Origin of the sequence: Pseudogulbenkiania ferrooxidans 2002 (assembly GCF_000174355.1) — a bacterium.
GTDB lineage: Bacteria > Pseudomonadota > Gammaproteobacteria > Burkholderiales > Chromobacteriaceae > Pseudogulbenkiania > Pseudogulbenkiania ferrooxidans.
In genome coordinates this window covers 26013-50937 of sequence record NZ_ACIS01000003.1, presented here as the reverse complement: position 1 = coordinate 50937, position 24925 = coordinate 26013, and the positions used below count along the sequence as shown (strand labels likewise).

General features: G+C 64.3%; 20 protein-coding genes, 2 tRNA genes and 1 pseudogene. 17 read left to right on the top strand and 6 right to left on the bottom strand.

Annotated features, from left to right (window positions below; translation table 11 throughout):
- Positions 1 to 241 precede the first annotated feature (241 nt).
- Positions 242 to 331, bottom strand: a tRNA-Ser gene (locus FURADRAFT_RS05325).
- A gap of 97 nt (positions 332 to 428) precedes the next feature.
- Here FURADRAFT_RS05325 and FURADRAFT_RS05320 point away from each other — a divergent pair.
- Positions 429 to 1657, top strand: a pseudogene (locus tag FURADRAFT_RS05320) (pyridoxal phosphate-dependent aminotransferase).
- A gap of 271 nt (positions 1658 to 1928) precedes the next feature.
- Positions 1929 to 3668, top strand: coding sequence for a cation:proton antiporter (locus tag FURADRAFT_RS05315; RefSeq protein ID WP_008953097.1), 1740 nt, complete (start codon positions 1929 to 1931; stop codon positions 3666 to 3668).
- Positions 3669 to 3761: 93 nt separating this feature from the next.
- On the opposite strand, the gene apbC is transcribed toward FURADRAFT_RS05315, so the two are convergent.
- Positions 3762 to 4850: an iron-sulfur cluster carrier protein ApbC gene (gene apbC / locus FURADRAFT_RS05310; protein WP_040652503.1), complete on the bottom strand. Its 1089-nt coding sequence runs from the start codon at positions 4848 to 4850 to the stop codon at positions 3762 to 3764.
- Between the two features lie 423 nt (positions 4851 to 5273).
- Between apbC and metG the strand changes: the two genes are divergently transcribed.
- The 4 genes from metG (at position 5274) to FURADRAFT_RS05290 (ending at position 8482) form a co-directional block, all read left to right on the top strand.
- Positions 5274 to 7382, top strand: a complete 2109-nt coding sequence (gene metG, locus FURADRAFT_RS05305; RefSeq protein WP_008953095.1) for a methionine--tRNA ligase — start codon at positions 5274 to 5276, stop codon at positions 7380 to 7382.
- Positions 7383 to 7630: 248 nt separating this feature from the next.
- Complete coding sequence (locus FURADRAFT_RS05300) at positions 7631 to 7816, top strand: hypothetical protein (RefSeq protein WP_008953094.1); 186 nt, start codon at positions 7631 to 7633, stop codon at positions 7814 to 7816.
- Positions 7817 to 7965: 149 nt separating this feature from the next.
- On the top strand, positions 7966 to 8250 hold the full coding sequence (locus FURADRAFT_RS05295; protein WP_008953093.1) for an acylphosphatase: 285 nt from the start codon (positions 7966 to 7968) through the stop codon (positions 8248 to 8250).
- Positions 8251 to 8405: 155 nt separating this feature from the next.
- Positions 8406 to 8482 (top strand) — tRNA-Met (locus FURADRAFT_RS05290).
- 203 nt (positions 8483 to 8685) lie between these two features.
- Here FURADRAFT_RS05290 and FURADRAFT_RS05285 read toward each other — a convergent pair.
- Both FURADRAFT_RS05285 and yaaA read right to left on the bottom strand, forming a co-directional pair.
- Positions 8686 to 10260 carry a methyl-accepting chemotaxis protein gene (locus FURADRAFT_RS05285; RefSeq protein WP_008953092.1) on the bottom strand — a complete coding sequence of 525 codons (1575 nt, stop codon included), beginning with the start codon at positions 10258 to 10260 and terminating at the stop codon, positions 8686 to 8688.
- A gap of 222 nt (positions 10261 to 10482) precedes the next feature.
- On the bottom strand, positions 10483 to 11262 hold the full coding sequence (gene yaaA, locus FURADRAFT_RS05280) for a peroxide stress protein YaaA (protein ID WP_008953091.1): 780 nt from the start codon (positions 11260 to 11262) through the stop codon (positions 10483 to 10485).
- A 129-nt stretch (positions 11263 to 11391) separates the two neighbouring features.
- Between yaaA and dtd the strand changes: the two genes are divergently transcribed.
- Positions 11392 to 11844: a D-aminoacyl-tRNA deacylase gene (gene dtd, locus FURADRAFT_RS05275; RefSeq protein ID WP_008953090.1), complete on the top strand. Its 453-nt coding sequence runs from the start codon at positions 11392 to 11394 to the stop codon at positions 11842 to 11844.
- A gap of 177 nt (positions 11845 to 12021) precedes the next feature.
- Here dtd and FURADRAFT_RS05270 read toward each other — a convergent pair whose 3' ends face one another.
- Together FURADRAFT_RS05270 and gloB are read right to left on the bottom strand one after the other, a co-directional pair.
- Positions 12022 to 13980 (bottom strand): lytic transglycosylase, encoded by a 1959-nt coding sequence (locus tag FURADRAFT_RS05270; RefSeq protein WP_150105020.1) that lies wholly within the window; start codon positions 13978 to 13980, stop codon positions 12022 to 12024.
- Between the two features lie 182 nt (positions 13981 to 14162).
- Entirely contained in the window at positions 14163 to 14921 is a 759-nt protein-coding gene (gloB, locus tag FURADRAFT_RS05265; protein WP_008953088.1) for a hydroxyacylglutathione hydrolase, read from the bottom strand.
- A 19-nt stretch (positions 14922 to 14940) separates the two neighbouring features.
- On the opposite strand from gloB, the gene FURADRAFT_RS05260 reads away from it, so the two are divergent.
- From FURADRAFT_RS05260 to FURADRAFT_RS05215, 10 genes are all read left to right on the top strand, one after another.
- Complete coding sequence (locus FURADRAFT_RS05260; RefSeq protein WP_008953087.1) at positions 14941 to 15681, top strand: class I SAM-dependent methyltransferase; 741 nt, start codon at positions 14941 to 14943, stop codon at positions 15679 to 15681.
- On the top strand, positions 15678 to 16121 hold the full coding sequence (gene rnhA, locus FURADRAFT_RS05255) for a ribonuclease HI (RefSeq protein ID WP_008953086.1): 444 nt from the start codon (positions 15678 to 15680) through the stop codon (positions 16119 to 16121). The genes FURADRAFT_RS05260 and rnhA overlap by 4 nt, the downstream gene beginning before the upstream one ends.
- 52 nt (positions 16122 to 16173) lie before the next feature.
- Positions 16174 to 16902 (top strand): DNA polymerase III subunit epsilon, encoded by a 729-nt coding sequence (gene dnaQ / locus FURADRAFT_RS05250; protein ID WP_008953085.1) that lies wholly within the window; start codon positions 16174 to 16176, stop codon positions 16900 to 16902.
- Entirely contained in the window at positions 16899 to 17585 is a 687-nt protein-coding gene (gene ispD / locus FURADRAFT_RS05245) for a 2-C-methyl-D-erythritol 4-phosphate cytidylyltransferase (protein ID WP_008953084.1), read from the top strand. The genes dnaQ and ispD overlap by 4 nt, the downstream gene beginning before the upstream one ends.
- Before the next feature lie 200 nt (positions 17586 to 17785).
- Positions 17786 to 18262 (top strand): 2-C-methyl-D-erythritol 2,4-cyclodiphosphate synthase, encoded by a 477-nt coding sequence (ispF, locus tag FURADRAFT_RS05240; RefSeq protein WP_008953083.1) that lies wholly within the window; start codon positions 17786 to 17788, stop codon positions 18260 to 18262.
- Positions 18263 to 18348: 86 nt separating this feature from the next.
- Entirely contained in the window at positions 18349 to 19008 is a 660-nt protein-coding gene (rpiA, locus tag FURADRAFT_RS05235) for a ribose-5-phosphate isomerase RpiA (protein ID WP_008953082.1), read from the top strand.
- 65 nt (positions 19009 to 19073) lie between these two features.
- Positions 19074 to 19778, top strand: coding sequence for a phosphate signaling complex protein PhoU (gene phoU, locus FURADRAFT_RS05230; RefSeq protein WP_008953081.1), 705 nt, complete (start codon positions 19074 to 19076; stop codon positions 19776 to 19778).
- An 85-nt stretch (positions 19779 to 19863) separates the two neighbouring features.
- The gene (gene ppx / locus FURADRAFT_RS05225; RefSeq protein WP_236261545.1) at positions 19864 to 21357 is read left to right on the top strand and encodes an exopolyphosphatase; all 1494 of its coding nucleotides are present in this window, start codon (positions 19864 to 19866) and stop codon (positions 21355 to 21357) included.
- Positions 21354 to 22427, top strand: a complete 1074-nt coding sequence (corA, locus tag FURADRAFT_RS05220; protein ID WP_008953079.1) for a magnesium/cobalt transporter CorA — start codon at positions 21354 to 21356, stop codon at positions 22425 to 22427. Before ppx ends, corA begins: the two co-directional genes overlap by 4 nt.
- A 130-nt stretch (positions 22428 to 22557) precedes the next feature.
- Positions 22558 to 24912: a heavy metal translocating P-type ATPase gene (locus FURADRAFT_RS05215; protein WP_008953078.1), complete on the top strand. Its 2355-nt coding sequence runs from the start codon at positions 22558 to 22560 to the stop codon at positions 24910 to 24912.
- The last annotated feature ends 13 nt before the right edge of the window (positions 24913 to 24925 follow it).

The following is a 24925-nucleotide window of genomic DNA, read 5'->3' as shown; positions in this document are numbered from 1 at the left end:
TTTGGACGCTGTTTGCTGGTCAAAATTCAACGCTGATTGACAGCTAGGGTGCGACATGCACGACTATGGGGTCGATTTCCTGTGGAAGTGACCCCGTTAAGCCGCGCAAGGACAGGCAGGTAGAGTCAAAATTGGCAAAAACACCACGGGCCATACGTGTGGTAAAAGCGTGTGGTAAATGGAAAAAACCAGAACTCTGTAACCTATTGATTAGGTTAAGAATTCTGGCTTTTTTGAATACTGGCGGAGAGGGAGGGATTCGAACCCTCGGTACGGGAACCCGTACGCCTGATTTCGAGTCAGGTACATTCGACCACTCTGCCACCTCTCCGCGGTCAATGAGAGGCGAATTATATGGATGAGATTCGGCCCTGTCAACAGTCTGGTATCATTCTGCCTTTCCCCGTTGTGCTTGGTACACTGCTCGCATGAAACCCGGCCGATGCCGTCGGCCTCCTACCTTTATATCCCGACTGATCGCAGTCGCTTCAGCAGCAGAGGGCAGTGTGAAACTAGCGTCCCGTCTCGACAGTATTTCCCCGTTCCAGGTCATGGCCATCCTGGAGAAGGCCCGTGCCTTGCAGGTGCAGGGGCACGATGTGATCCATCTCGAAGTGGGTGAACCGGACTTCGCCACGCCGCCCGCCATCGTCGAAGCAGGACGACAGGCCCTGGCCCAGGGAGATACCTTCTATACGGCAGCACAGGGGCTGCCCGAACTGCGCCAGGCGATTGCCGGCTTCTACGCCAGCCGTCATGGCGTGGAGCTTGATCCGGCGCGCATCATCGTCACGCCGGGAGCTCCGGCGCCTTGCAGATCGCGCTGGCCTTGCTGGTGGAAGAGGGTAGCGAGGTGGTGATGGCCGATCCGACCTATCCCTGCAACCGCCACTTCGTCAGCCTGCTGGGCGGGGTACCGTGCGCGGTGGAGGTGGGGCCCGAGAGCCGCTACCAGCTCACAGCGGCACAGTTGGATGCCGCCTGGAGCGAGCGCACGGCGGCGGCCATGGTGGCGAGCCCGGCCAATCCCACCGGCACATTGCTGAGTGCAACCGAGCTGGCCGAGCTGGCCGAGGTATGTCGCCGCCGGGGTGGCGCGCTGATCGTTGACGAGATCTATCACGGCCTGACCTACGGCGTGGACGCGCCGAGCGTGCTGCAGGTGGCGGACGAAGCCTTGGTGATCAACAGCTTCTCCAAGTACTTCCAGATGACCGGTTGGCGCCTGGGCTGGTTGGTGGTGCCGCCGCAACTGGTGGAGCCGGCAATCCGGCTGGCGCAGAACCTGTTCCTGTGCCCGCCGGCGCCGGCGCAGCGTGCGGCGCTGGCGGCGTTTCAGCCCGAGACACTGGCCTTGTTGGAGGAGCGGCGCGCCGAGTTCGGCCGGCGCCGCGACTTCCTGCTCGAAGCACTGCCCAGCCTGGGCTGGCGCATTCCGGTACAGCCGGAAGGAGCGTTCTACGTCTACGCCGACGTCAGCGCGGTGACCGACGACAGCTTCGGCTATTGCCAGCGTCTTTTGGACGAGGTGCACGTGGCGATCACGCCGGGGGCGGATTTCGGCGCCTACCACGCCGAGCGGCACGTGCGGGTGGCCTACACGACGGGCATCGACCGCCTGGCCGAAGCGGTACGGAGGATGGCGCGCGCCGGCTGAGTGGTGGGGTGGATGGGGTAGTCCTGTCAGTCTGTACCGGCAAGCCGATGAAGATAAATCGCTATTTTTCTATTTTTTCGTTTTTCCTGGATTTTGCTATTTATTTTGCTGAATCGACGAAAAAGTGGTTTTAATGGCGATTTAGCGGGAACTCTGAGGTTCTGAAAGGTTCTCTCTCTTGACGGGTGGGCGTGGCTGTCGGCCGTGCCCGCATCTGAGTGACCCGCCGTTGCCATGTGTTGACGGTCTCGACCACCCTGGGAGGAAGCCCATGCACGCCACGTCCTTCATCCACGACCTTGCCGTGATCATGCTGATAGCCGGCCTGGTCACGGTGTTGTTTCACCGCCTGCGTCAGCCGGTGGTGCTGGGCTACATCGTGGCCGGGGTGATCATCGGCCCCTACACCCCACCTTTCGCGCTCATCCAGGACGAGGCCACTGTCAAGACCCTGGCCGAACTCGGCGTGGTGTTCCTGATGTTTTCGCTCGGGCTCGAGTTCAGCCTGAAGAAGCTGGCCAGCGTCGGCGTCACCGCGTTGTTGGCGGCGCTGACCGAGATCGTGGCGATGGTGGCGATCGGGTTCCAGATAGGCAAGTATTTCGGCTGGGCGACGATGGACGCGGTGTTCCTCGGCGCCATGCTGGCGATCTCCTCGACCACCATCATCGTCAAGGCGCTGGACGAGCTGGGACTGAAAAACGAGCGTTTCGCGCAAATGATTTTTGGCATCCTCATCGTCGAGGATATTCTCGCCATTGGCATGATCGCGCTGTTGTCCGGCATCGCCATCAGCGGGCGGGTCGAGGCCGGGGCGGTGCTGAGCACGCTGGGACAGCTGTCGCTATTCATGGTAGTGGCGCTGGTGTTGGGCATCCTGATCGTGCCGCGCCTGTTGGCCTACGTGGCGCGCTTCGAGAGCCGCGAGGTGCTGCTGGTGACGGTACTGGGGCTGTGCTTCGGTTTCTGCCTGCTGGTGCTGCAGCTGGAGTACAGCATCGCGCTGGGGGCGTTCATGATCGGGGCGATCATGGCCGAGTCGCGCGAGTTGAAGCAGATCGAGCACCTGGTCGAGCCGATCCGCGACATGTTCAGCGCTATCTTCTTCGTCGCCATCGGGCTGTTGCTCGATCCGGCGGTATTGCTGCAGTACGCCTGGCCGATCGCGCTGATCACCGTGGCGGTGGTGGTCGGCAAGGTGGTCACCTGCAGCCTCGGCACCTTCGTCGCCGGCAACGACGGCCGCACCTCGATGCGGGTGGGGATGGGGCTGGCGCAGATCGGCGAGTTTTCCTTCATCATCGCCGCGCTCGGTCTCTCCCTGAAGGTAACCAGCGATTTCCTCTACCCAGTGGCGGTGGCCGTCTCGGCGTTGACGACCTTGTTCACCCCCTATTTGATCCGCGCCGCCGAGCCGTTTGCCGGGCTGGTGAACCGGCTCTCGCCCGAACCGGTTAAGCGCGGGCTGGGGTATTACACCGCGTGGTTGCAGAGCATTCAGCCGCAAGAGGAGCGCGCCGAACTGCTGGCCATCGTCCGCCGCATCGTGCTGCACGTACTGGTCAACCTGTGCCTGGTGACGGCGATCTTCCTCGCCGCCGCCTACTTCGGTCCGGAGTGGCTGGCAGGTCACGGCGACGCGCGGCTGGTCAACGCGCTGCTGTGGAGTGCGGCGCTGCTGCTGTCGGTGCCGTTCCTGGTGGCGATCTACCGCAAGCTCAAGGCGCTGGCCATGCTGCTGGCGGAGCTCTCGGTACGGCCGGAGATGGCCGGCCAGCTCACCGCGGCCTCGCGGCGCGTGATCGCCGAACTGATCCCGGTGGGGGCCCTGATCGGCATCCTGCTGTTCCTGTCGGCACTGAGCGTGAGCATCCTGCCGCCGAGCGAGGTGCTGCTGGTGATCGTGTTGGCGGTGGGGGCGGTCGCGGTGCGGTTCTGGAAGCGCCTGATCCAGTTGCACTCGCGCTTGCAGATTGCCTTGTACGAAACGATGAACCCGCCGGCACCGTGATGGCGGGGAATAAAAAAATGGCAGCTGGTGAGCTGCCGTGTTTTTCCGCAGGCTAAGGTTGGCCGAAGGCTTCGGCCAACCTTGTCGACACGATCAGTTGTTCTGGATCACGATCTTCGGAAACTTGCTGGAGAAATCCTGCGCCTTCTCGCCGACCTTGACCGCCACGCGGCGCGCGATGGCCTGGTAGGCGGCGGCGATCGGGCCGTTCGGGTCCGCCACCACGCTCGGCTTGCCTTCGTCCACCGCCTGGCGGATGGCGAGGTCGAGCGGCAGCGAGCCCAACAGCTCGACACCGTACTCCTCGGTCATCTTGGCGGCGCCGCCGCTGCCGAAGATGTGTTCGGCGTGGCCGCAGTTGGAGCAGATGTGGATCGCCATGTTCTCCACCAGGCCCAGGATCGGCACGCTCACCTTCTCGAACATCTTCAGCCCCTTGCGTGCGTCGAGCAGCGCGATGTCCTGCGGCGTGGTGACGATCACGGCGCCGGTCACCGGCACCTTCTGCGCCAGCGTCAGCTGGATATCGCCGGTGCCCGGTGGCATGTCGATCACCAGGTAGTCCAGATCGTCCCAGCGCGTGTCGTTGAGCAGCTGCTGCAGCGCCTGGCTTACCATCGGGCCGCGCCAGACCATGGCCTGGTCGGTGTCGACCAGGTAGCCGATCGACATGGTCTGCACGCCATAATTCACCACCGGCTGCAGCGATTTGCCGTCGGTTTCCGGTTTCTGCCCCTGCAGGCCCATCATCAGCGGTTGCGACGGGCCGTAGATGTCGGCGTCCAAGAGGCCGACGCGCGCCCCTTCGGCCGCCAGCGCCAACGCCAGGTTGACGGCGGTGGTGGATTTGCCGACGCCGCCCTTGCCGGACGCCACGGCGATGATGTTCTTCACGCCCGGCAGCAACGGCACGCCGCGCTGGGCGGCATGGCTGACGATCTGGCTGCTGACTTCGACCTTGACGGCGCGGCCTTCGGCCAACGGCGCCAGCGCGTTCTCGAAAGCGCGGCGCACGGCGTCGAACTGGCTCTTGGCCGGGTAGCCCAGCACCACGTCCAGCGCGATCTCGCTGTCGCTGACGCGCAGGTTCTTGACCGCCTTGGCAGCGGTGTACGGTTTGCCGGTGTTGTCGTCGATCAGGCCGGAGAGGGCCTGGAGTACCTGGGTATCTGTCAGTGCCATGGTGTCGGAAGAGTCGGAAGTGGCGGCGTCGCGGCCGAAGAGTCGGGTCAGTTTCTGGAACATGGCCGGGGACCGGGTTGAAAATACCCGACCAGTTTACTCGAATTCTGCCTTGCGCGCAGGGCATGGGCGGGTGCTTGGCGCCGGTGCGCTAGGGCGCTGCAGCCCGCTGCGAGCCGTCGGCACCTCGGCGTTGCCGGTGCTAGCCGTGCGCCGCGCGATGCATTAAAATGCCCCTCACACGTCGTACCCGCCACGGACTACCGCCGTGGCGCCCCCTGAAGAGGCCGGCCCGTTCCACAAGAACGAGCCGGCCTCTTCCGTTGTGCCTCCATGGAAACGCAGCAAGGCCTTGGCCCGCTCCAAGGCGGCCGGTCCTGCTGTTATAATCGATCGCTTGAGATTCGAACCAGGGACCCCCGAATGACCTCCCCACGCAAGATTCTGGTGACCAGCGCCCTGCCGTACGCCAACGGCGCGATTCACCTCGGCCACATGGTCGAACACATCCAGACCGACGTCTGGGTGCGCTTCCAGAAAATGCGCGGCCACGCCTGCCATTACGTCTGTGCCGACGACACCCACGGCACGCCGATCATGCTCGCCGCCGAGAAGCAGGGCATCACGCCCGAGCAGCTGATCGAGCGCGTCAAGGCCGAGCACCTGGCCGATTTCACCGGCTTCCACATCGGCTACGACAACTACTACAGCACCAACAGCCCTGAAAACAAGCACTTCGCCGAGCACATCTACCGCACGCTGCGCGCCAACGGCAAGATCGTGTCGCGCACCATCGAGCAGCTGTTCGATCCGGAAAAGCAGATGTTCCTGCCGGACCGCTTCGTCAAGGGCGAGTGCCCCAAGTGCGGCGCCAAGGACCAGTACGGCGACAACTGCGAGAGCTGCGGCGCCACCTACAGCCCGACCGACCTGAAGAACCCGTACTCGGCGGTATCCGGCGCCACGCCGGTGCTCAAGTCGTCCGAGCACTACTTCTTCCGCCTGGGCGATTGCGCCGACTTCCTCAAGGCCTGGACCGCCGGTTCCAGCGTGCGCCCCGACGGCGAAACCCAGCCGCACCTGCAGCATGAATCGCTCAACAAGATGAACGAGTGGATCGAGGGCGGCCTGCACGATTGGGACATCAGCCGCGACGCCCCGTACTTCGGCTTCGAGATCCCCGACGCACCGGGCAAGTACTTCTACGTCTGGCTCGACGCCCCGATCGGCTACATGGCGAGCTTCAAGAACCTGTGCGAAAAGAGCGGCCTCGATTTCGACGACTACTTCGGTCCGGATTCGGATGCCGAGCTGTACCACTTCATCGGCAAGGACATCCTGTACTTCCACGCCCTGTTCTGGCCGGCGATGCTGAAGTACTCCGGCTACCGCGCTCCCACCGGCGTGTTTGCCCACGGCTTCCTCACCGTGGACGGGCAGAAGATGTCCAAGTCGCGCGGCACCTTCATCACCGCCAAGAGCTACCTCGACTGCGGCCTGAATCCGGAATGGATGCGCTATTACGTGGCCGCCAAGCTGAATGCCCGCATCGAGGATATCGACCTGTCGCTCGACGACTTCGTGGCGCGCGTCAACTCCGACCTGATCGGCAAGTTCGTCAACATCGCCAGCCGCGCCGCCGGCTTCATCACCAAGCGATTTGGCGGCCGTCTGGCGGAGAGCGTATCCAGCTCCGCGCTGGCGAGCCCGGTGTGCCATGCCGCGCAGTGCGAACACCCACTGCTGCAGCAGTTGGCCGAAAGCAGCGCGACGCTGGCCGCCGCTTACGAGGCGCGTGAATACGCCCGCGCGCTGCGGGACGTGATGGCGCTGGCCGACGAGGTCAACGCCTACGTCGACACCAACAAGCCGTGGGAACTCGCCAAACAGGAAGGGATGGAGGCGCGCCTGCACGAAGTCTGTACCGTGCTGGTCAACGCCTTCCGCCTGTTGGCCATCTACCTCAAGCCGGTGCTGCCGAAGCTGGCGGCCGACGTCGAGGCCTTCCTCAACGTCGCCCCGCTCACGTGGGACGACGCCGACACCCTGCTGCTCGGCCACACCATCAAACCGTACCAGCATCTGATGCAGCGCGTCGAGGCGGCTCAGATCGACAAGCTGATCGAAGCGAACAAACAAAGCATGGAACAACAAGCTGCCCCGGCCGAGGCTTCGGCCAACTATGAGCCGCTCGCCGACACCATCACCATCGACGACTTCGCCAAGCTCGACCTACGCGTCGGCAAGGTGCTGGCCTGCCAGTTCGTCGATGGTTCGGACAAGCTGCTGCAGTTTACCGTCGACCTCGGTTTCGAGACGCGCAACATCTTCTCCGGCATCCGCCAGGCCTACCAGGAGCCTGACAAGCTGGTCGGCCGCAACGTCATCGTGGTGGCCAACCTGGCACCGCGCAAGATGCGCTTCGGGGTGTCGGCCGGCATGATCGTCTGCGCCTCCGGCAACGACGACACGAGCGGGTTGTTCCTGCTCGATACCGACGATGGCGCCCAGCCGGGGATGCGCATCGGCTAAATAGTTGTTGTGTAAAAGAAAAATTAGGGTATACTGACCCATTGACGCCTTGCCAGCCTCTTTGAAGCTGGCAAGGCGTTTTCCATTCTAGAAGTCATCAAGTTGTCATCTCACGCTGCTACAGTGTGTCCATTCAACTGGGAACGTCGTGTTCCTGCCGTTGTCTATTGATTTATGTTGAGATTTCGTGAAAAGTTAAGTGTTGGTATGACAATGTTGTTGTTATTGAAAACAACAAGGAGAAAGTAATGCGTGTAAGTCAATTGCAGCCAGGCTGCAAAATTGTCGAGCGAAAAGACGACGGCCATGAGATCCGTTACGAAGTGATCAGTATCCGCCAGATCGGCAAGCAGTTCGAAGTCACCTTCCGGTCGGTGTTGGGTATGGCCAGCGCCCTCTATTCGGCCAACGCCTTCATCCCGACCGCGGCCTGATCGTCGCCGCTGACGGCCCCTTGGGGCCGCCTCTCGGGATCACCCCCCAAACCCCGTTCGCGCTCGGCGCCAACGGGGTTTGGCGTTTCAAGGGTATTGCCATCGCTCGTGGCGACTGCTATCAACAGGACAGGGGGGAGGAGACGGACATGAGACAAATGACACGGCTGCTGCGCATTCATGGCAGGGTCCAGGGCGTGTGTTACCGCGACGGCGCCGTCGCGGAAGCGTCCCGTCTTGGGGTCAGCGGCTGGGTCCGCAACCGCCGCGATGGCACGGTCGAGGCATTGATCAGCGGCGAGCCGGAGAACTTGCTGGAATTTGTTACCTGGGCGCGTAACGGCCCGCCAACGGCCGAGGTCAGCATGGTCGAGGTGCAGGAGTGCGTGGTGGACGCTTCGCTGGAGGGTTTCAGCTGCTGGCCGACACTCTGAGGTGGAGGCTGGGGGAGGGCGTGTTTCCGCCTAGAATCATTAGTCTGACTTTTTTTCGAAAAACGCTTGACCGATCTTTAACCGAAGTTTATAGTTCGTCTCCTCGCTGCACGAGACGCTTCGCAAAGAAGTGCTTGGCAGCAACAGGTTTCTGTCGCGGGGTGGAGCAGTCTGGTAGCTCGTCGGGCTCATAACCCGAAGGTCGTAGGTTCAAATCCTGCCCCCGCAACCAACATAAAGCCGTGAATTCTGCCAAGAATTCACGGCTTTTTGCTTGGGCGTCTGTTTTCGTTTGCTCCGCCCGCTGCCGCTACTCACTCCCTTCCCCTGACAGATCGCCTCCCCGCGTCGCGGGGCCGACGCCTCGATCTGCCGCTGGAGCCGTGTGGGCCGGGTGTCGTATGCCTCGTCTCCGCCGGCCCCCTTCCGCCACCGTCAATGAATCTCGAATTGTCCCGCCAGTCTGGCCAGTTGGCGCGACTGGCTGGCCAAGCGGGTGATGACTTGGCCGGCTTCTTCGACATGCTGGTGTGATTCGGCGATCTGGGTGGCGACGTCGCCCATGCGCGCCGACAATTGGGCGGCGGAGGCCGACTGCTGGCTGTTGGTCATGGCCACGTCCCTCATCATGTCGTTGACCTGCAGCGTGGTGTCGCGCACGGCGGCCAGTTGCTGGGCGGTGCTCTGCTGCGTGGCGACGCCGGCGCGGGTCGCCTCGGTGACGGTCTTCATGGTGGCGATGGTACCTTCTGCCGCCTGGTGCACGTTGTCGACCAGGGCGTTGATCTGCTCGGTACTGGCGCTGGTGCGTTCGGCCAGCTTGCGCACTTCGTCCGCCACCACGGCGAAGCCCCGGCCGCTTTCGCCGGCGCGCGCCGCCTCGATGGCGGCGTTGAGTGCCAGCAGGTTGGTCTGTTCGGCGATGTCGTGGATGGTCTGGGTGACCTGTCCGATGGCGTTGATGGCGTCGGACAGGGAGCGGATGGTGTCCTGCGCCGTTTCCACCGCCTGGGCGGCGTCCAGACTGCAGGAGCGTGAGCGCGCCATTTCCTGCTCGCCCGACTGGATCGCGTCGCGCGAGCGGGCCGACAGTTGTGAGGTATCGCTGGCATGTTGCGCGACTTGCTCAATCGACGAGGACAGCTGCTCGATGGCGCTGCTCATTTGCGTCACGCTGTGATTGCCGGCCTCCATGCGCTGCCGGATGTCGTTCAGGCTGTCGTTCATGTCGCCGGTGCCGGCGGCGAGGGACCGGGCATTCATCTGCAACTCGTCGATCATCACCTTGAGATGCACCTGCATGTAGGCGAGGGTCTCTTCCAGATCGCCGCATTCTCCCAGGCGATGGATGGCCAGTTCGTTGTTCAAGCGGCCTTCGGCGATGTCGTGGCAGACCGCGCGCAGGCGGGCAAAGCGTCCGGCCCGCTGCCGTTCGAAGACTACCCAGCCCGCCAGGGCCAACAAACCGCCGCTGGCCAGGGCATAGTCGACGGGCGAACTGCCGTGCCAGGCAAAATAGCCCAGTATGAGGCTCGTCAGTGCGCCAAAAGCCATGCGTACGCGCGTTTCCCGTATGCCGCCCGGACGGGGCTTGACCAGTTTCTGGCCGGCCGCCAGTTCGGCGTACCACTGCTCGGCGTGACGAATGGCCTCGCGTGAGGCCGGGCGGCGCACCGACATGTAGCCGACGGTACTGCCTTCCTGGCGTACCGGGATGACGAGGGCGTCAACCCAATAGTGGTCGCCGTTTTTGCAGCGGTTCTTGACGTAGCCGCGCCAGGGTTGGTCGGCCTTGACCGTGCGCCACAGGTCCTCGAACAGCACCGCCGGCATCTCCGGATGGCGCACGATGTGGTGATGACTGCCGAGCAGTTCCTCACGGCTGAAACCGGATACCTGCACGAACAGGTCGTTGGCGTGGGTGATGACCCCCTGAGGGTCGGTACGCGTGACGATGATGCCTTCGGTAAAGGGCTTCTCGACGCCGCTGATGGGTAGATTCACTTTCATTCCCGCCCCCTTGTTTGATTCATTGTTCTGGCTGTTCCATTTTGGTTGGCCGAACGATAGGGGCGGTGACATCGTCATGGTATGACCTAGATCAACTCAGACGCGCTTTCGCTTTTCATGTAATTACATGTTGCCAATGGGGTTTTTATTGTTAACAACAAGCGTGATTTAGGGGAGGCGACGAGGGGGGCGAGAGAAAAACCGGGCAGGAGGCCCGGTTGTTCAGCACCGCGCCGGGTCGCGGCGGAATACCCAGTGCCGCGCATCGGAGGCCTGGTCATCGAAGGCGTAGCCCTCGTAATCGAATGCTTTCAGCCGCTCCGGATCGGTGACGCGATGTTTGGCGGCCCAGCGCGCCATCAGTCCGCGCGCGCGCTTGGCGTAGAAGCTGATGATCTTGTATTGGCCATTCTTCCAATCCTGGAACACCGGAGTGATTACGGTGGCCTCGAGTTGCTTCGGCTTGACCGCCTTGAAGTATTCTTCGGAAGCCAGGTTGACCAAGACCGGAGCAGGGGCTTGGGCCAGACGGTGGCGCAGGGCGTCGGTCACGATGTCGCCCCAGAATTCGTACAGGTTCTTGCCGCGCGGGTTGGCGAGACGGGTGCCCATTTCCAGGCGGTAAGGCTGCATCAGGTCGAGCGGCTTGAGCACGCCGTAGAGCCCGGACAGCACGCGCAGATGCTGCTGCAGGTAGTCGAGTTCGTCCTCGTCCAGCTCGTTGGCATTGAGCCCTTCGTAGACGTCGCCCATGAAGGCGAGTACGGCCTGCTTGGCCTGGCCGGGCGTGAAAGGGCGCGCCCACTCGGCGTAGCGGCCGGCGTTGAGCACGGCCAGCGGGTCGCTGATGCCCATCAGCTGGCCGATTTCGGCCGGGCTGTGCTCACGCAGCACCTCGATCAGTTCGGCACTGTGGTCGAGAAAGTCCGGTTGGGTATAGCGCTCGGTGCGGGGCGGGGTGGCGTAGTCCAGCGTCTTGGCCGGGGAGATCACCATCAGCATGGGTGGGAGTCCTCGTGGTTCCGATGAAGCGATTGTACCGGATGTGCGTCACCCGTACGGCGCGACAGCCGTGATCCGGCGCCGGAGAGACGCTAGAATGCCGGCAGTCGAGAAACAGGAGATCGGGCAATGCGGGTGCTGGTGCAGCGGGTGAGCAAAGCGGAAGTCAGGGTGGATGGCGCGGTGAGCGGGGCGATCGGGCCTGGCTTGCTGTTGCTGGTCGGCGTGGAGGAGGTGGACGAGCAGAGCGACATCGATTGGCTGGTGCGCAAGATCGCCCAGTTGCGTATTTTCAACGACGAAGCCGGGGTGATGAACCGCTCCGTGCTCGACGTGCAGGGCGAGGTGCTGGCCGTGAGCCAGTTCACGCTGTTCGCCAGCACCAGGAAAGGCAACCGGCCGTCGTACAGCCGTGCCGCGCGGGGCGACATCTCGGCGCCGATGTTCGAGCGCTTCGTGGCGACGTTGGCCGAAACCTTGGGCAAGCCGGTGGCGACCGGGGTGTTCGGCGCGGACATGAACGTGGGGCTGGTGAACGACGGTCCGGTGACGATCTGGCTGGACAGCCGGCAACAGGAGTGAGTCCGTACCGGCCTTCTTGCCCCACGAAAACAGCCCCGCTTTGCGGGGCTGTTTTCGTGGGGCATTGATTCCTGAACGCGCGCGGAAATTTCGGCTGCCGCCCAGTGTGGCGGTCGGGCAGCGGCAAGGAATCGTCCGCGCCGCCGACCCGGAGCCAGGAGTGCAGGCGTCTGGGCGTTACAGACCCTGCAGGCGGACGCGCTGGCCCGGTTGCAGCGAGACCACTTCGTCCGAGCCATTCCAGCGTTGCAGGTCGCTGTGACGCACGCCGAACTTGCGGGCGATACTGAACATGGTATCGCCGCGCTGCACCACGTATTCGGCGGGCACCGCGCCGGTTGCTGCCGTGGCGGTGGCCGCGACCCGCATCAGGCTGTCGCGCGAAGCGGCGGCCAGGTAGCCCGTGCCGGCCGGGGCTTTGAGCTGCAAGGTCTGCCCCAGGCGGATGTCGTTGTCGGCCAGGCCGTTGAAGGCTTTCAGATCGCTGACCGTCAGATTGTAGCGACGCGCAATATTGTAGAGCGTGTCACCCGAGGCCACGATGTAGGTGGTGGCAACGGCCGGGGTTGCGCTGCTCGCGACTGCCGTGCCGGCTTCATTAGCCTTGCTGCTGGCGACACTCGCCTCGCTGGCCTTGACCACCGGGGTATTGCTCGGAGCGGTGGTGTTGCTGGCGACGCTGACTTCGCTGGCTTTGACCTGCGGTGTGCTGCCCGGTGTCGCGGGTTTGGCGGCGGCGACGCTGGTCTCGCTCGGCTTGCTCTCCGGGAGGCTGCTCGGGACGGCGGTGGAGGTATCGCGTACGGCGCCGGTATTTTCCGCGGCTGTCGCCGACGGAGCCACAGGGATGGCGGCGGTCGTGGCGCGCACGGTCAGTGCGACGGGCTGGACGCCGCCACTCGGGGGCGTGCCGACCCTGACTGCCGGGCTGGCGCTGGCGACCAGCGTTGCTGTAGCAAACGTGCCGGCCACGGTAGTGTCGCCGCCGCTATCGGTATCGGTGGTGGTGCTGTTGAGGTCGGCATTACCTTTCAGCGCCACCAGCAACGGCTTGCCGGCGCTGATGGTGGAACCCTTGACGCGGTTCACAGCCTGCAATTGGGCCGGGCTCATGCCGTAGCGGTCGGCCACGGCGGCCAGGTCTTCATCGGTGGCCGGGGTGTAAACCTGCCAGCTCAGCAGCGGCTTGTCCCACTTGTTGAGGTTGGCTTCGAATTTGTCGACGCGGTTGGCCGGGATCAGCATCTGGCGCCCGGCCTTGTGGGCGTAGACCGGCAGGTTGAAGGCCGGATTGAGTTCCTTGAACTCGCTCACCGACATGCCGGCCATTTTGGCGGCGACGTCTAGGTCCATATGACGACCGGTGGAAACCGCGACGAAGTAGGGCTTGTTGGGGAATTTGTCGAGCTTCAGGCCGAACTTGTCGGGGCTGGCGAGCAGGTTGCGCACCGCCAGCAGCTTAGGTACGTAGTTGCGCGTCTCGTTCGGCAGCTTGAGGTTTTCGTAGGTGGGCTCGAGGCCGGCGGCCTGGGCACGGGCGATGGCGCGTGTCAGGTTGCCTTCTCCCCAGTTGTACGCGGCGAGCGCCAGGTTCCAGTCGCCGAACAGGCCGTGCAGGTAATCGAGGTAGTCCAGCGCGGCGGAGGTGGAGGCGGTGACATCGCGGCGGCCATCGTACCACCAGGTCTGTTCCAGGCCGTAGTGGCGCCCGGTGGAGGGCATGAACTGCCACAATCCGGAGGCGCCGACTGGCGACTGGGCGGTGGCGACGAAGGCGCTCTCGACCGCCGGCAGCAGGGCGATCTCGGTCGGCATGCCGCGCCGTTCCACTTCGTTCATGATGTGGAACAGGTATTTGTGACTACGTTCGAGAATGCGGCTGAAGTATTCGGGACGGGCGGCCAGGCTGCGTTCGTGGCGGCGCACCAGTTCGGCGTTGACCTCGTCGAGCTGAAAACCCTCGCGCACGCGCTGCCAGACGTTGTCGCCGTTACGCAGCAGGCTGGAGTTGAGCAGCATCATGTCGAGGCCGGTGGCCAGGCCTTCGTCCACCCCGATCGACTGGCGGAAGGCGCCCGAGTCTTCCGCGTGGACCAGCGGGGCGGCGGAAAATACAAATGACAACGAAAGTGCCAATGGTGTGATTCTTTTCATTTGGCGGGCCTGAAATCAGAAATTCTGGCCGATGCTATCGGCCAGAAAACGGGGTGTCAACACGAAAAAGCAAATAATTTCATGAGCTTTCGTCATATTTGACCAAGCACATGAAGCGTGCCATGACCGCGTTTCCTATAGGGAGAATATAGCTTTTTTCTGTTTTAACGAAAGCTGTTTTTCCACTCACGCAGCACGGCGAAGACCGCCGCCGGCGTCGTCAGGGGAGCGCCGGCTTGCTGGGCTGCGCGGCGCGTCACGGCGTCGACCGCAGTGCGCAGAAAAGGATTGGTGGCGCGCTCCTTGTCCAGCGTCGACGGCAGCGTCGGCTCGCCTGCCGCAAGCGTGGCCTGGTCTTCGGCCAACCTTTGCCGGATGGCGTCATTATCGGGCTCCACCGCGGCGGCAAAGCGCAGGTTGGACAGGGTGTACTCGTGCGCCGGGTAGAGCCGGGTGCTGTCGGGCAGCGCCGCGATGCGGCCGAGCGAGGCGTGCATCTGCTCGGGCGAGCCCTCGAACAGCCGGCCGCAGCCAGCACCGAACAGGGTATCGCCGCAGAACAGCCGGCCATCGGTCAGGTAGGCCAGGTGGTCGAGGGTGTGGCCGGGCACTTCCAGCACGTCGAATTGGGCGCTCAGCAGCTCGAACCGCGAGCCGTCCATCACGGCTTCGTTGACCTGGGCGATCGATGCCGGACCGATGATGCGCAGGTGCAGGTAATGCCGCGTCAATTCGGCCAGGCCGCCGACGTGATCTGCGTGGTGATGGGTCACTAGCACCGCCTCAAGCGCCAGGCCGTGCGCCGCGAGATAGGCCAGCACCGGCGCGGCGTCGCCCGGGTCGACCGCAACGGCACGGCCGGCTTGCTGCAAAAGCCAGATATAATTGTCGGAAAAGGCGGGCACGGGCGTGACGGTGAACATGAGTAGAGGTCGTCCTTCGATGATGGAATCATTTGGCCACTGGCTCACCTCTAGCGAGCTGGGACAGTATCTGCTTACCAGAGAGCAGGCGTTCTACGACCGCACCGTGGCTGATGCCTTCGGTTTTCGCGCGGTGCAGGTGGGTCTGCCGCAGCTGGACTTCCTCGCCGCCAACCGTATTCCCTGGAAGTGCCGGGCCGGTCAGGAACCTGGCGCCGACGTGCGTTGTCTGCCCGAGCAGTTGCCGTTCGAGAGCCGCAGCCTGGATCTCGTGGTTTTACCCCACATCCTGGATTTTAGCATCCATCCCCATCAGGTATTGCGCGAGGCCGAGCGCGTGCTGATGCCGGAGGGGCGGGTGGTGCTGACCGGCTTCAACCCGGTATCGCTGTGGGGCGTGCGCCGCTTGATAGAGGGGCGGCAGCAGGTGCCGTGGAACGCCCAGTTCCTGTCGCTGGTGCGGATCAAGGACTGGCTGACGCTGCTGGATCTGGAACCGGAAGGCGGCAGCTTCATGGGCTATTGTCCGCCGTTCGCGCGGGCCGACTGGCTCGAGCGCTTCCGCTTCATGGAGAAGGCCGGCGATCGCTGGTGGCCGCTGGCGGCCGGGGTGTACGGCATCCAGGCGATCAAGCGGCAGCGCGGTATGCGCCTGATCATGCCGCAATGGAAACCGGCCAAGGCCGCGAAAGGCCTGGCAGTGGCGGGGGGCAACGACCATCGCCACTCCGCCGGCCATCACACTAAAGAAAGCGTATGACCCAAGACATAGTCGAGATCTACCCCGATGGCGCCTGCAAGGGCAATCCCGGCCCCGGCGGCTGGGGAGTGCTGTTGCGCTTCAAGGGGCGCGAGAAGGAACTGTTCGGCGGCGAGCAGGGCACCACCAACAACCGCATGGAGCTGACTGCCGTGATCGAAGGCCTGGCGCAGCTCAAGCGCCCCTGCAAGGTGGCGGTGTACACCGACTCGCAGTACGTGCAGAAGGGCATTTCCGAGTGGATTCACGGCTGGAAGAAGCGCGGCTGGAAAACCGCGGCCAAGGAGCCGGTCAAAAACGCCGACCTGTGGCAGAAGCTTGACGCGCTGCAGGCTGGACATCAGATCAGCTGGCACTGGGTCAAAGGGCACGCCGGTCACGAGTTCAACGAACGCGCCGACCAGCTCGCCAACCGTGGCGTCGAGACATTGAGCGCCTGAACCTAATCTTTTCGGCCAACCTTCAAACGTCGGCCACGCAGCACAGAGCATCATGAGACAGATCATCCTCGATACCGAAACCACCGGCCTCGAACCGTCGCAGGGCCACCGCATCATCGAATTCGCCGGGCTGGAGATGGTGAATCGCAAGCTGACCGGGCGCTCGCTGCACCTCTATATCCATCCCGAGCGCGATATCGACCCCGATGCCGAACGCGTGCACGGCATCTCGCTCGACTTCCTGGCCGACAAGCCGCGCTTTGCCGCGGTCGGCCCCGAGATCGCCGACTTCCTGCGCGACGCCGAACTGATCATCCACAACGCGCCGTTCGACGTCGGCTTCCTCAACGCCGAGTTCGACCGCATCGGCATCGAGCGCGTTTCCACGCTATGCGCCAGCGTTATCGATACCCTGGTGATGGCGCGCGACCAGTTTCCCGGCAAGCGCAACAGCCTCGATGCGCTGTGCGACCGCTTCGAGATCGACCGCTCCAACCGCACCCTGCACGGCGCCCTGATCGACTGCGAACTGCTGGGCGAAGTCTATCTGTGGATGACGCGCGGCCAGAACAGTCTGGTGATGGACATTGATCTCGATGTCGGCGGCGGCGCCGATCTGGGGGCGCTCGAGTTCGAGCGCAAGCCGATCAAGATCCTCCGCCCCAACGCCGAGGAGCTGGCCGCACACGCGACCTATCTCGACGACCTCGACAAGGCGGTCAAGGGCACCTGCCTGTGGCGCAGCCTGGAATCGCCGCCCGTCGTGGAGCCGCAGGCATGAGCCGCTATCTCGCACTGGTACCGGCCGCCGGCTCCGGCTCGCGCTTTGGCGCGCCCAGCCCCAAGCAATACCTGCAACTCGACGGCAAGCCGCTGATGTGGCACACCCTGGCGACGCTGGCCGCGGTGCCGGCCATCGAGCGCGTGGCGCTGGTGATCTCGCCTGGCGACGAGTGGTTCGACAGCTATCGCTGGGACGACATTGCCAAGCTTGAGGTGCATCGTGTCGGTGGCGCCAGCCGCGCCGAGAGCGTGCAGAACGGCCTCGCGGCGCTAGCCGCGGCGGACGACGACTGGGTGCTGGTGCACGATGCGGCGCGCTGCTGCCTCAGCGTGGCGGCGGTGGAGCGCCTGATCGCCACCCTGGGCGACGACGCCGTGGGCGGTCTGCTGGCGCTGCCGGTCGCCGATACCGTCAAACGCGCCAATGCCGAGCAGCGCGTCAGCGCCACGGTGCCGCGCGAACGGCTGTGGCTGGCGCAGACGCCACAGATGTTCCGCGCGGGTCGCTTGGCCGAAGCGCTGGCCAAGGGGCCGGTCGACATCATTACCGACGAAGCCTCGGCCATCGAGCAGCTCGGCCTGCAGCCCCGGCTGGTGGAAGGCGAGGCGCAAAATTTCAAGGTCACCTGGCCGCGCGACCTGGCGTTGGCCAAGGCCTTGCTCGCCACCCGGCGCGGCTGAGCGCCGATCTCATCAAGCGGCGCTGCTTTCGCCGCGTGTGCGCTGGAGGCCCGGCGCGGGCGCCTCTCGGGAAGAGATGCATTCCGTCACGATCCTCATGGACACCGTGACCATTTCGGCGCCTGTGCTCCGGCGTCACTCAAGCTGCTTGAGCCCGCCTGCGGGAAATGGGCCCTACACGAAAAGGATAATGTACAGATATGTTTCGCATTGGACAGGGTTATGACGTTCACCAACTGGTGGAAGGGCGACCGCTGATTCTCGGTGGGGTCACCATCCCCCATGACAAGGGGCTGCTCGGCCATTCCGATGCTGATGCCCTGCTGCATGCCATTACCGACGCGATTCTCGGGGCGGCGGCACTGGGCGACATCGGTCGCCATTTCCCCGATACCGATCTACGCTTCAAGGGAGCGGACAGCCGCGTGCTGTTGCGCGAGGCCATGGCGCGGGTGCGCGCGGCGGGCTGGCAGGTGGTCAACGTCGACGCCACCCTGATCGCTCAGCGTCCCAAGCTCGCTCCGCACATCGACGCCATGTGCGCCGCCATCGCCAGCGATCTTGGCCTGGCCGTCACCGCCGTCAACGTCAAGGGCAAGACCAACGAAAAACTGGGCTATCTGGGGCGCGGCGAGGCCATCGAGGCGCAGGCCGTTTGCCTCTTGATGCCGGCGTGATGCCGGTTGGCAATTTGTCCGACAATTCCTGCCCCATATGGGATAATTAGGACAGGACCATTACATAGAAGACCGAGGAGGCCACGATGCTTACCCAGAACCAGCTCAAACTTGCCGTCGCCCAGAAGGCGCTGGAATTCGTCCCCGACAACTGCATCGTCGGTGTCGGCACCGGCAGCACCGTCAACCTGTTCATCGAAGAACTGGCGACCATCAAGGGGCGTATCAAGGGAGCCGTCTCCAGTTCCGAGGCCTCCACCGAGCGGCTCAAGGCCCACCACATTCCGGTATACGACCTCAACACCGTGGACGAGGTCCCGGTGTACATCGACGGCGCCGACGAAGTGAACCACTACCTGCACATGATCAAGGGTGGTGGCGGCGCGCTGACGCGTGAGAAGATCGTCGGCGCGGTGGCCAACGAATTCATCTGCATCGCCGACGAAACCAAGTACGTCGACGTGCTGGGCGGCTTTCCGCTGCCGGTGGAAGTGGTGCCGATGGCGCGCAGCTACGTGGCGCGTGAACTGGTCAAGCTGGGCGGCCACCCGGAGCTGCGCGAGCATTTCGTCACCGACAACGGCAACATCATCCTCGACGTATACCGTCTGCACATCTCCAAGCCGGTGGAACTCGAGGAGACCATCAACCAGATCGCCGGCGTGGTCACTTGCGGCCTGTTTGCTCGCCGCCGTGCCGACGTGCTGATCCTCGGCCGCCAGAGCGGGATCGAGGTTCTGCGCTGATTGTCATCCCCGTGTCACACCACGCGCTTATCCTGTAGCGTTACCGCTATTCGTACGAGAGAGTCATGGCTGAACATACGTCCAAGCAGTTTGACCTGGAACTGGAAACCATCCGCACCCGCGTGCTGCAGATGGGGGGGCTGGTCGAACAACAAATCCAGTCCGCCGTCGATGCCTTGATGGCGGCCGACATCGAGCGGCTCGACAAGGTGGTGGCCGACGATGCGCTGGTGAACTCGCTCGAGGTCGCCATCGACGACGATTGCCAGCACATCATCGCGCGCCGCCAGCCGGCGGCCAGCGATTTGCGCATGGTGATCACCGTGATCAAGACCATTACCGACCTGGAGCGCATCGGCGACGAAGCGCAGAAGATCGCCCGCCAGGGCAAGATCATCCACCAGTCGGAGCGTTACCAGCTGCCGCGCTTCCGCGAGGTGCGCAAGATGGCCGACGTGGCACTGGCCATGCTGCGCCGCGCGCTGGATGCCTTCGCCCGTCTCGACGCCACCGCGGCGCTGGAACTGGCCCAGGAAGATCTGATCCTCGACGAGGAATTCTCGGCCGAACTGCGCCAGCTCATCACCTTCATGATGGAAGACCCGCGCACCATCAGCATGTCGATCGACACGCTGTTCATCGCCAAGGCGATCGAGCGCATCGGCGACCACGCCAAGAACATTTCCGAGTACGTGGTCTACCTGGTCAAGGGCAAGGATATCCGCCATACCTCTCTGGAAGAGATCAAGCGCGAGACGCAAGCGGGCTGACACGCCGTGACGTTGCAGCGACAATGGCGGTAACATTCGTGTTACCGCCATTTTCATATCCAACCCAAGAACAAAAGGGGTGATCTTGACCAGTCCAACGCCCCCCCATGATGTGCTCGCCACGGTCGATCTGGGGTCCAACAGTTTCCGTCTGCAGGTCTCCCGCGTGGTGGAAGATCAGCTCTACACCCTCGATACCCTCAAGGATACGGTGCGCCTCGGCGCCGGCCTGTGCGACGACAAGACCCTCGACGAGGATACCCAGGAGCGCGCCCTGGCTTGCCTCGCCCGCTTTGGCGAGCGCCTGCGCGGGCTGGGGCCCAAGCAGGTGCGCGTGGTCGGCACCAATACCCTGCGCGTGGCCAAAAATGCTCCCGCTTTCATCGCGCGCGCCGAGACCTTGCTGGGTTTCCCGATCGAGATCATCGCCGGGCGTGAGGAAGCGCGCCTGATCTACCTCGGTGCCGCCCATTCGCTGCCCGCCACCAAGGAGCGCCGCCTCGTGGTCGACATCGGCGGCGGTTCCACCGAATTCATCATCGGTAGCCAGTTCCGCGCGCTGGTGACCGAAAGCCTGCCGCTGGGCTGCGTCAGCTACAGCCGGCGCTTCTTTGCCGACGGCAAGCTCAATCGCAGCAATTTCCAGGACGCCATCATGGCGGCGCGCGCCGAGGTGCAGCGCATCGTCCACGAGTACCGCCCGGAAGAGTGGCAGCTGGCGGTAGGGACCTCCGGCACCGCCCGCGCGCTGCGCGATGCACTGGAGATCAACGATTACTCCGCCGACGACATCACGCTGTCGGGGATGGAGCGGCTCAAGGCGGAACTGATCCGCTTCGGCAACCTCAAATACGTCAACCTGAACGGTCTCAAGGCCGACCGGGTGCCGGTGATCGCCGGCGGGCTGGCGATCATGATCGCCATCTTTGAAGAGCTGCTGATCGACAAGATGATCGTCGCCGAAGGCGCCTTGCGCGATGGCGTGCTCTACGACTTGCTGGGCCGTCATCGGGAGAAGGACATGCGCGACACCACGGTAGCCCAGTTCAAGCGCCGCTATCACGTCGATCTGGCGCAGTCGCAACGCGTGACGGCGTTGGCGGAACGGCTGTGCGGCATGCTGTGCGGTGTCGAATGCGACCCGGATACCCTCAAGCGTCTGCAATGGGCCGCGCGCCTGCACGAAATCGGCCTCACCATCGCGCATACCGCCTACCACAAGCACTCCGCCTACATCCTGCAGAACGCCGACATGCCGGGCTTCTCCAAGCGCGAACAGGCGACGTTGGCCAGTATCGTGCTGGGGCAGCGTGGCGACATGGGCAAGATGATGTCGCTGTTGTCCGAGCCCGGCCACTGGCAGGCGATGGTGGCGCTGCGGCTGGCGGTGTTGTTCTACCGCAGCCGCAACGATGTCGTTTTGCCCGACGTGTTGGAGCTGCGCCAGACCTCTCGCGGCTTCGAACTGACCCTGGACAAGGCCTGGCTCGTCGCCAATCCGCTCACCGCCAGCGCCTTCAAGCAGGAGGTGAAGCAGTGGGACAACGTCGGCTTCACCCTTGATATCGTGCGCGCATGAAGCGCTATGAACGGCTGAAGGGCAAGCTACCCACGCTGGGCGAGGCGCCGGGCACGCTGCTGGCGGTGGGCGAGCCCGCGCTGGACCAGCCCCGCATCACCCTGATGGAGTACGGTCCTTCGGCGTTGCGCGAGACCACCTTCGCCTCGCTGCAAGAGGGACTCGCCTACCGGCCTGGCGAGCCGGTGCTGTGGCTCAACGTCTACGGTCTGCACGATCCCGAAGTGATGCGCGCCATCGGCGAGCGTTTCGGGCTGCATCCGCTGGTGCTGGAAGACATCCTCAACGCCCGCCAGCGCCCCAAGGTCGAGGATTACGGCGATTACCTGTTCATCGCCAGCCGGGTGTTCCAGTTTCCCGGCGAGGGCAATGGCCGGCTCAAGCACGACCAGATTTACCTGGTGGTCGGGCGCCACTTCGTGCTGAGCTTCCAGTCGCGTCCGCTTGGCGTGTTCGAGTCGGTGCGCGAGCGTCTTCGCACGGCGCGCGGCCTGATCCGTTCGCGCGGCGCCGACTACCTGGCCTACTCGCTGCTCGACGCGGTGGTCGACGACTATTTCGGCGTGCTCACCCAATTCACCGAGTACGTCGAGCAGACTGACAGCCAGCTGCTGGTCGGCCGCGATGCCAGCATCCTGCGCCGCATCCAGCGCCTGAAGCACGATTGCCTCCGACTGCGTCGTTCCATCCTGCCGGTACGCGAGGTGCTCACCTCGCTGGCGCGCGGCGATTACGGTTTTTTCCAGCCGGAAACCCAGATCTACCTGCGCGATGCCTACGACCATACCGTGCACGTGATCGAATCGCTGGAGATGTCGCGCGAACTGGTGGGCGACATGCTCGATCTTTACCTCTCGACCCAGTCCAATCGCCTCAACCTGCAGATGCGGGTGCTGACCGCCTTGTCGATGATCTTCATGCCGCTGACGTTGATCGTCGGCATCTATGGCATGAATTTCGACTACATGCCCGAGTTGCACTGGCACTACGGCTATTTCCTGATCCTGGGGCTGATGCTGGTGCTGGGGGCGGGATTGTACTTCGTGTTCTGGCGCCGCAAGTGGTTGTGACGCGCGCCCGTCCCCGCCGCCAAGGCCCTGCCCGTGCAGGGCTTTTTTCATGTGGCGGCGGTAAATTTCGCTTGCCTTCATATACCCTGTGGGGGTATATAATGGGTAAACCGCATTCATGGAGCGAGCGATGAGCCGGACCCAGTTGAGCCTGCCGATCGAAGGCATGACCTGCGCTGCCTGCGCCAACCGTATCGAGAAGGTGTTGAATCGCCTCGATGGCGTCGATGCGCAGGTCAACTTCGCCAGTGAAACCGCCCGGGTCGAGTTCGACCCGCAGCAGCAGACGCCGCAACGGCTGATCGAGCGCATCCGCCAGAGCGGCTATGCGGTTCCCGAGGAGCGGCTGGAGCTGGATATCGGCGGCATGACCTGCGCCGCCTGCGCCAGCCGCATCGAAAAAGTCCTGAACCGCCTGCCCGGCGTGCACGCCAGCGTCAATTTCGCCACTGAAACTGCCGTGGCGCATTTTCCTGCCGGGGCGGTGGGAGAGGACGCGATCATCGCCGCGGTGCGCAAGGCGGGCTACAGCGCGGCGCCGCGCGCCACGGCTGGCGACCAAACCTTGGCCGAAAAGCATCGCCAGGCCTATCTCAAGGAGCGGCGCTGGTTCTGGCTGGCGGCGCTGCTGACCGCCCCCTTGCTGCTGGAGATGGTGACGATGCTGGGCGGCGCCGCGCACGGCATGCTGCCGCGCGGAGTGCAACTGGCGCTGGCGACGCCGGTGCAGTTTCTCGCCGGCTGGCGCTTCTACAAGGGCAGCTGGCACGCCCTGCGTGGCGGCGGGGCGAATATGGACGTGCTGGTGGCGCTGGGCACCAGCATGGCCTACCTGCTGTCGGCGGTGGTGACGCTGGCGGGCTGGCACGACCAGCATGTGTATTTCGAGGCCGGCGCGGCGGTGATCACGCTGGTGTTGCTGGGCAAGCTGCTGGAAGCGCGCGCCAAGGGCAAAACCTCGGGCGCGATCGAGGAACTGATCCGTCTGGCGCCGAAAACGGCGCGCGTCGAGCGCGACGGCCAGCTCCAGGAGGTGGCGGTGACGCTGCTGCAGCCGGGCGACGTGCTGCTGGTGCGCCACGGCGAGCGCATCGCCGTGGACGGCGAGGTGATCGCCGGGCACGCCGCCGTCGACGAGAGCATGCTCACCGGCGAGAGCCTGCCGGTGACCAAGGGGGTCGGCGATGCCGTGTACGCCGGTACCCAGAACCAGGACGGCATGCTCACGGTGCGTGCCACCGGGGTCGGCAGCCAGACCCAGCTCGCCGACATCGTGCGCCTGGTGAGCGAGGCGCAAGGCTCGAAGGCGCCGATCCAGCGCCTCGCCGACGTCATCTCAGGCGTGTTCGTGCCGGCGGTGGTGGCCATCGCCGTGGTCACGCTGCTCGTCACCGGCTGGCTCACCGGTGACTGGGCGCGTGCGCTGATCCACGCCGTGGCCGTGCTGGTGATCGCCTGCCCGTGCGCGCTGGGGCTGGCCACGCCGACCGCGGTGATGGTGGGCATCGGCAACGGGGCGCGGCGCGGCATCCTGTTCCGCAACGCCACCGCGTTGGAGACGGCGGGGCGGCTGACGGCGCTGGTGGTGGACAAGACCGGTACCCTCACCGAGGGCCGCCCGGTGGTGACCGACGTGCTGCCCCTGACGGTGCCGCGCGACACCCTGCTGCAGCTGGCCGCGAGCATCGAGGCCGGCTCGGAACACCCGCTGGCGCGTGCCGTGCTGGATTTTGGCGAAGAGCAGGGGCTGAGGCGCCTGCCGGTACAGGATTTTTCGGTAGAGGTCGGCCGCGGGGTGGAGGCCGAGATCGAAGGTTACGGCCGTCTGCGGGTTGGGGTGCCGGACTGGCTGGTCGATAGTCTGCCGGAGGCGGCCAGCGCGTTCTACGCCGAGGGCAAGACGGTGATCGCGCTGGGGCGCGAGGGCACCTTGATGGGGCTCCTGGCGATCGCCGACAAACTGCGGCCCGGTTCCGCCGAGGCCGTCGAGCGCTTGCGTCGCCTGGGGGTGAAGGTGGTGATGCTGACCGGCGACAAGGCGGCTACCGCTGCGAGCATCGCCGCCGCCGCCGGCATCGCCGAGTTCCGTGCCGAGGTGAAGCCGCAGGACAAGGCCGCGGCGGTGGCCGAGTTGCAGCGCGCCGGGCACAAGGTCGGCATGGTCGGCGACGGCGTCAACGACGCCCCGGCGCTGGCGGCGGCCGACGTCGGTTTCGCCATGGGGGCCGGCTCCGACGTGGCGATCGAAACCGCCGACGTGACGCTGCGCCAGGGCGACATGCGTCACGTCGCCGACGCCATCCGCCTGTCGCGTCGCACCCTGGTCAAGATTCGGCAGAATCTGTTTTTTGCTTTTGTTTATAATGTTTTAGGGGTGCCACTGGCCGCGCTGGGCTGGCTGAATCCGGTGATCGCCGGGGCGGCTATGGCGGCCAGTTCGGTCTCGGTGGTCAGCAACTCGCTACTGCTGAGACGCTGGAAATGATTGCCTCATCGGG